The following is a 6,035-nucleotide window of genomic DNA, read 5'->3' as shown; positions in this document are numbered from 1 at the left end:
ACGATGCGCGCCCAGGGCCGTCGGGTGCCAGGTTTGGCCAGGGCCGCAGCCTCCCGGTACCAGCTGTCGGCGAGCGGGTCGAGCGCAGGCAGGTGATCTTTTTCGTGGACGCAGACAAAGGGCGCAGGTTCGGCCATGGCAGAGGTTCCCAGGGATAAGAAAAGCATCAGGGCGAAGCGGTTAATGAAGCGGTTAATAAAGTGCATCAATCCACCGTAAAGTGAGGGCTGTAAGGCGTGGTCACGTCCCAGAACCGGGTCAGGTGTGAGGTCAAGGGATTGCCTGCTATCTGCTTGCGCCAGTTTTCGTCCATTTGTGTGTTCCAAAACTCATGGTTTTCATGACTTGAGCCCTTCACCTCTCCCGCATGCATCCCCCACAACTTCTCCTTTAATGATTTCGCCAGCACCGGGTTCGGCTGGGCGATCCCCAGTTCCGAGTCGCTGTGCAGGCTGCGGATGTTGATGTTGGCGGAGCTGAGAAGGGTGTACACGTCATCCACCAGCAGCAGTTTTGAATGCACATAGATGTGCTTGTAACGGGCTTTGAGCGTAGGGGCGCCGAGGCTGGTTTCGCAGGCGTCAGGCAAGGGTTTCGGTTGTGGGCTGCCAGGGGCAGGGTCGCTGGTGTTGAGGGTGGCGATGACGACTTTGAGGCCGGGGATGTCGCTCAGCTCATAGGGTTTTGCGTCGTCCTTGCTCATGTCTTCGGCCAGATGGGCAATGTGTTCGGGTTGCCGGTCACGCATACGCGCTTCTACCTCGGGGGTAATGCCTTGTTCGCGCAGTGCCTGGATTTTCTCCTCGAGCCCCTTGATGATTTGCTGTTTGGCCAGGAGCTCCAGGGGCGAGTTCAGCCGGGTGTGGCTCTGCAATTGTTCGAGGCTGTCCTGATAGTCCCGCAGGCTTTGGGACAGCTCGCGCTGAACCTGCGGCATCAACTGTTCCTGGCCCAGGCCCTGGAGCATGGCGTAGGTGGTCGCTGACGCCGTTCTGGAGTCGGGGGTGTTGGTGACCACGAACAGGTACAGATCATCGGGGACTTCCCGGGATGCACGGCGGCTGGCAGTCTCTTTCAAACGCCGGGCAAAGTCGGGGTAACGGAAGTACTGGTTTTCCATGTACACGTAATCGGTGGCGTTGCCGATGGCCTTGCGGTAAAGCTCCAGAATCGAGGTTTCGTCATCCTGCGGCTGGGTGCGGCAGACCTGGGCCACACTGTGGGCATTGACGGTGGCGACTTTCGGCGTGGGTAGCGCATGGCGCTCGACCTCCAGCGATGCCTCGGGAAACCAGCTGCAGCACCAGGGTTTTTCCAGGTCCCAGGCCTGGGAGAAGTTCTGGCCAAGATCAGTGAGCACCGGCCCGCTGACTTTCATCGAGATGTCTTGCCAGGGACCAAAGCCCAGGTCGCGCCCGGCTTTTCGGTCGTCAAACAGGTGATCGTCAGTGTCCCAGTAGTTGCGATGAAGGTTGTGCCCCATGACAAAGCCGATGGCCTGCGGCGTGCCGTAGTCCACCAGCACCATCTTCTGATGATGGCTGGGGAACTGGGTCAGCAGGATCATCTGCCCGATGCTCAAATCGCTAATGCCATCGGCGTTCAGCAAGTTGATAAGTATGTTGACGCGGCCGCGCACAAGGCGGCTTTGCCCTTCATTCATGATGAGGCGGGTGCCATAGTTGAAATCCCGGGTCCTGAACTCGACATTGCGCATGTCCTCGTTCTTGACCTGCTTGAACCAGTCCCGGGTGTATATCTGGCCCCAGGGGTCTTGCAGGGTGCCGCCCGAGCCGGAGAGCTTGTTATAGCCCTGGGCTTGCTCTGCCTGATCGGCCAAGCGATTGATCTCGGCATTTTCGGCTTCCAGCGCGCGCAAGCGTTTATTGGCGCTCGCCACGAAGACCGGGTCGTAACTGCGGGAGTTGATGGATTGGTAATGCCGGGCCTGAAGCAGGTCCTGATGCAGGAGACGGATGGCCTTGAGATTTTTGCTGCGACGCTGATCCAGCAGGAACACTTGATTTTCGGCGGCATCGCCGCTCAGCATGCCCGACCCCAGGGCAGTGCCGCCCGAACCCCCGAGTCCGGCCCCCGGCAGGGTGTTTTCGACAGCGGTGGTGAACACATTGCGCCATACCAGTGCGCGCACCTTGATTCCTTGCCGGCCTTTGATGGCCAGCAGTTCCCCTACGCGCAAGCCGCCGGGCCGTTTGAGGCGCATGGCGGGGTCGAATCCCCAGGTGATTATGTCTACGCTGTGCCGGGCTTGATCGATGGCGTCATTCACGGCGCCAAAGGCCGCCTGACCATTGACCAGAGGCTCGATCACGACCCCGGCACGGGGCGGATAAAAGGACGTGTTGGCAAACCAGTCAGGGGTCAGGTCGACCGAGACGGGGGCATCCGGATCAAAGGGGATGGACTGCGGACTGTAAAGATCGGTCATGGCGCGGGCTCCTCGCTTTCTGCGCCCGGCTCTGCGGACTGCGTACGGTAGGCCTCCGGCGTCGCCGCGGGTTTGTGTTGCGTAGCGCGGACGTCGTAGGTGCGATGGCCCTGTTGTGCCCGGCGCCGGTTGTCCGGGTCATCTGCCGAGGGGGGATCGGCGCGCAGGCTGAAGTGATGCCCGTTGGCCAGTTCGACGCTGTACACCTTGCAGGCGGGCACCGGGTCAAAGGCGATCAGGCCGTCGGCCCCGGTCAGGCCTTCTTTTATCGGCAAGCCGTCTGCCAGCAATCGGTAAGGCTCATTTTCGTACCCGGGCAGGCCGGGCAAAGGCCTGATCTTGATCTGCAGGCGCGGCGCCGGTGCGTCGACAGTCGACGGGCTGGCGGCCCCTTGGCCGGCAGGCGGGCTTAACGTTTGTGCCGATGCCGATGCCGATGCCGATGTGGGTGCCGTACTGCGCAATCCATCCAGGCTGTCAGGGGGCAAAGGGCTGGCCGGCGTGCCCGGCAGCGGCACGCCGCCCGGCTGAATCGGTGAACTGCAGAAGATGCCGGCGGCACTGATGATCAGGTGCTGCCCGCCGGCGATCAGGGTGATGCTGGCACCTGCGCTCAGGACGACGCTGGCACCGGCCTTGAGGGTGACTTCCTGGCCTGCGCCGACGGTCAGGATTTGCCCGACGCGGGTGTGGCTGCTGAGGGCAACGCTGCGATGGTCATTGGCCTTGAGCTGTACCTTGCGGTCACCACTGCCCCGGCGCTGATCTTCGCCCTTGAGTACGGACACGCTGTTGCCGGTGATGGTCTGCGTGCGCTGCCCTTCGACATGCAGGCGGCTGTCGTTCTTGATGTTCTGCTCCAGGTCGCGCTCGGCGCGCAGGTAGATCTGCTCCTGGCCTTTGCGGTCCTCGAGGTACAGCTCGTTGTAGCCGGTGGCGGCGCTGGTGCTGCGACTACGCCATACACTGCGGGTCTTGTGCCGGGGCAGCGGGTAGGGCGGGGGGGTGAGACTATTGCTCAGGCAGCCCGAGATGACCGGCTGGTCGGGGTTGCCTTCGAGGAACACCACCAGCACCTCCATGCCCACCCGCGGCAGCGTGACGGCCCCGTAGCTATCGCCGGCCCAGTTGGAGGCTACGCGCAGCCAGCAGCTGCTGTTGTCGTCCTGTTGTCCGTGGCGGTCCCAGTGGAACTGCACCTTGACCCGGCCGTATTCGTCGCAATGCACCTCGTCCTGGTTCGGCCCGGTCACGCGGGCGGTTTGCGCGCCCGCTATCCGGGGCCTTGGAGCGTCGAGAGGGGGGCGGAAAAACACGTCCCAAGGGGTGGCGACAAAGGTGTTGCGATAGCCTTCGACAAAACCGTCGGCGGGGGCTGGCCCGGGGTCCACGGCATAGGCTTGCAACACCTGCGGCTGCCGCCCTTGGTGATGGATGGCGGTCAGCAGCCACAGCGCGTTCCAGTCGTTGCAGGGGTGTTCGCACAGCGTAAGGAAGTGCCCGCAGACCAGCGCCGGCTGATCGCTTTTGCCCTGGGCCTGATGGCGGTCTGCACGCAGTCGCTCAAGGGCCCGCCGGCTCAGTTGCTTGCCCCGCTGTTCGTGGTTGAAGTCGCCGGGGTAGCGATAGTCTTCGAGGTCGGGCTCGGGTGCCCGGTTGTCCGGCCCCTGGTCGGCCACCCGTTCGCGGCTGGCGGTCTCGAAGGTGTAGTCACGCAGGCTGGTACGGGTTGCCCGGGTGTGCAGGGCTACCTCGAAGTGGCTGGCCGTACGGGTTGACGGGACAAGCCCGCTGCCGGCGTGAAAAGGCAGCGGCTGATCGAGTTTGGCAAAGGTGCTCTGGCCGTCGCCAAACACCAGGCGATGGCCGTCGGGGCTGTGCTGGAAGTGGTAATGAATGCCTTCTTCCGCGCACAGGCGCTGGATGAAGTGCAGGTCGCTTTCCTGGTATTGCACGCAGTAATCACGGGCCTGATACGTCGTGTCGAGCTTGAACTCGTAGGCATCGGTGAATATGCCGTGCTCTTCGAGCAACCGGGACACGATTTGTTCTACCGTCAGATGCTGGAAAATCCGTTGCTGGCTGCGGTGCTGCAGGTACGCCAGCTGCGGTACGAGGGTGAGGTTGTAGTACGTCAGACGCTTAAGGGTTTCGCCTTGGGAAATCGCGTGGACATGCCCGTGAATCCCTGCGCCATCCGCCGCGAAACCCAGAAAAGCCGGCTGATGCAGCAGGCGCTCAAGGTCCAGGTCCGGGCGTTCGCTGACCAGCACCACGTCAAACGCATAAGGCCGGCTGATGCTCTCATGGCCGCTGAATGAAAGGACCTGAAGGTCGCTGCTGAGACCTTCGAGGGACAGGCTGAAGCGAGATTGCGAGGCTGGAGAGGGCATTCGCGTTTCCTTGCGCGGAGGGAATTCCGGCGGGGTGACCCTCCGGACTTTTCGATCGCGCAAGTGTGCAAGGCGGTATCAAAGCTGGCTGTAAGGTGGTTCTCTCTTGGCTAGGGCTTTAAGCGAGTATCGAGTAGGACTACGGACTCTGCGCTGTAGGCTGAGGACAACTGCTGCTGATGATCGAACCGTCACTCCAGCGAGCGCCCCAGTTTCCAATAGCCCATCAGCGTCAGTGCCTGGCGGTCCAGGCCGCGTTCATTGATCAGAAACCGCCGGATCGCCATGACGGCCGCTGACTCGCCGGCGACCCAGGCGTAAAAATCGCTGTGGCGGGCACTGGCTCTTTCCCAGGGGCGCTGATGGTCAAGGTCGAGTTCATCCAGCGGCCCGCTGTCGCTGGCCTGAGGGCGAAGCGGCGGCAGGCTTGCCAGTTCACGGGCCGCCAGCAGCATGCCGTCGCCGTGCCGGGTGCCCAGGCTGGCACGGGGTAGCCAGTGGACCTTGGCGTTGAGGCCGCAAAGCAACGCCAGGCAGTCTGCTTCTTCGGGCACCTCAATAAACGCCTGTACCCGAGGCGCATCCGGGTGAGTGGCGAGCTGTTCGAGAATCCCGGCGATCGCTGGCAGCGCCGTTTCGTCGCCGATCAGCAGCACGTTGCGCACCCCGGCGGGCGGCAGCCATTCATAACCACCGGGGTCGGTGTCGCATTCGGCATTCGGGGCCACGATTTGCAAGCGCTCACCTGGCGCCGCATGCAGCGCCCAGCGTGAAGCCGGCCCGGTTTCGCCGTGCAGTACAAAGTCGATGTCCAGCTCGTCGCATTCAGGGCGCAGGTTGCGCAGGGTGTAGGTGCGCATCGCGGGTGCGCAGTCAGGGCCCAATTGGCGCCTGGCGGCCTGCCAGTCGCCGTGCCTGGGCAGGTTGACAGCCACGCCATTGGCCCCGGGGAAAAACAGTTTGACCCGCTGGTCCGGGCCCAGGGTCCGCATCAGGGCCACGTCGCGGCCGCTGAACACCAGGCGCACCAGCGACGGGCTTAACACCAGGCGTTGCTTGAGCTGGATATCGAACAGCCGGTACCCGGCCGGTTTACTCAGGCGTGTGCGCAGATTTTGCACCAGCGTGGTAACAGCGGACATAAAACGCACCTTCTATAAGTAGGAGTCATTCTCTTTAACGAGTCGCTGCCT

3 protein-coding genes and 1 pseudogene are annotated in these 6,035 nt (G+C 62.8%); all 4 read right to left on the bottom strand.

Features of this window, described 5'->3' with window-relative positions:
* A pseudogene (locus AWM69_RS07655) lies at positions 1-167 on the bottom strand (sel1 repeat family protein); the annotation flags it as partial.
* A 38-nt stretch (positions 168-205) separates the two neighbouring features.
* Positions 206-2,449 carry a hypothetical protein gene (locus tag AWM69_RS07650; protein ID WP_218726151.1) on the bottom strand — a complete coding sequence of 748 codons (2,244 nt, stop codon included), beginning with the start codon at positions 2,447-2,449 and terminating at the stop codon, positions 206-208.
* A complete protein-coding gene (locus AWM69_RS07645) occupies positions 2,446-4,842 on the bottom strand; it encodes a type VI secretion system tip protein VgrG (protein ID WP_218726150.1) in 2,397 nt (798 codons plus the stop codon). The genes AWM69_RS07650 and AWM69_RS07645 overlap by 4 nt, the downstream gene beginning before the upstream one ends.
* 191 nt (positions 4,843-5,033) lie before the next feature.
* Positions 5,034-5,984 carry a siderophore-interacting protein gene (locus AWM69_RS07640; RefSeq protein WP_218726149.1) on the bottom strand — a complete coding sequence of 317 codons (951 nt, stop codon included), beginning with the start codon at positions 5,982-5,984 and terminating at the stop codon, positions 5,034-5,036.
* Between the last annotated feature and the right edge of the window lie 51 nt (positions 5,985-6,035).

This window comes from Pseudomonas sp. D1HM (genome assembly GCF_019266105.1).
Taxonomy (GTDB): Bacteria; Pseudomonadota; Gammaproteobacteria; order Pseudomonadales; family Pseudomonadaceae; genus Aquipseudomonas; species Aquipseudomonas taetrolens.
Note: the sequence above shows the minus strand (reverse complement) of the source record. Positions and strands in the feature narration are given on the sequence as shown.

Coding starts and splice junctions, on each gene's coding strand:
- AWM69_RS07650 (WP_218726151.1), bottom strand. CDS start 2,449: ATGACCGATCTTTACAGTCCGCAGTCCATCCCCTTTGATCCGGATGCC.
- AWM69_RS07645 (WP_218726150.1), bottom strand. CDS start 4,842: ATGCCCTCTCCAGCCTCGCAATCTCGCTTCAGCCTGTCCCTCGAAGGT.
- AWM69_RS07640 (WP_218726149.1), bottom strand. CDS start 5,984: ATGTCCGCTGTTACCACGCTGGTGCAAAATCTGCGCACACGCCTGAGT.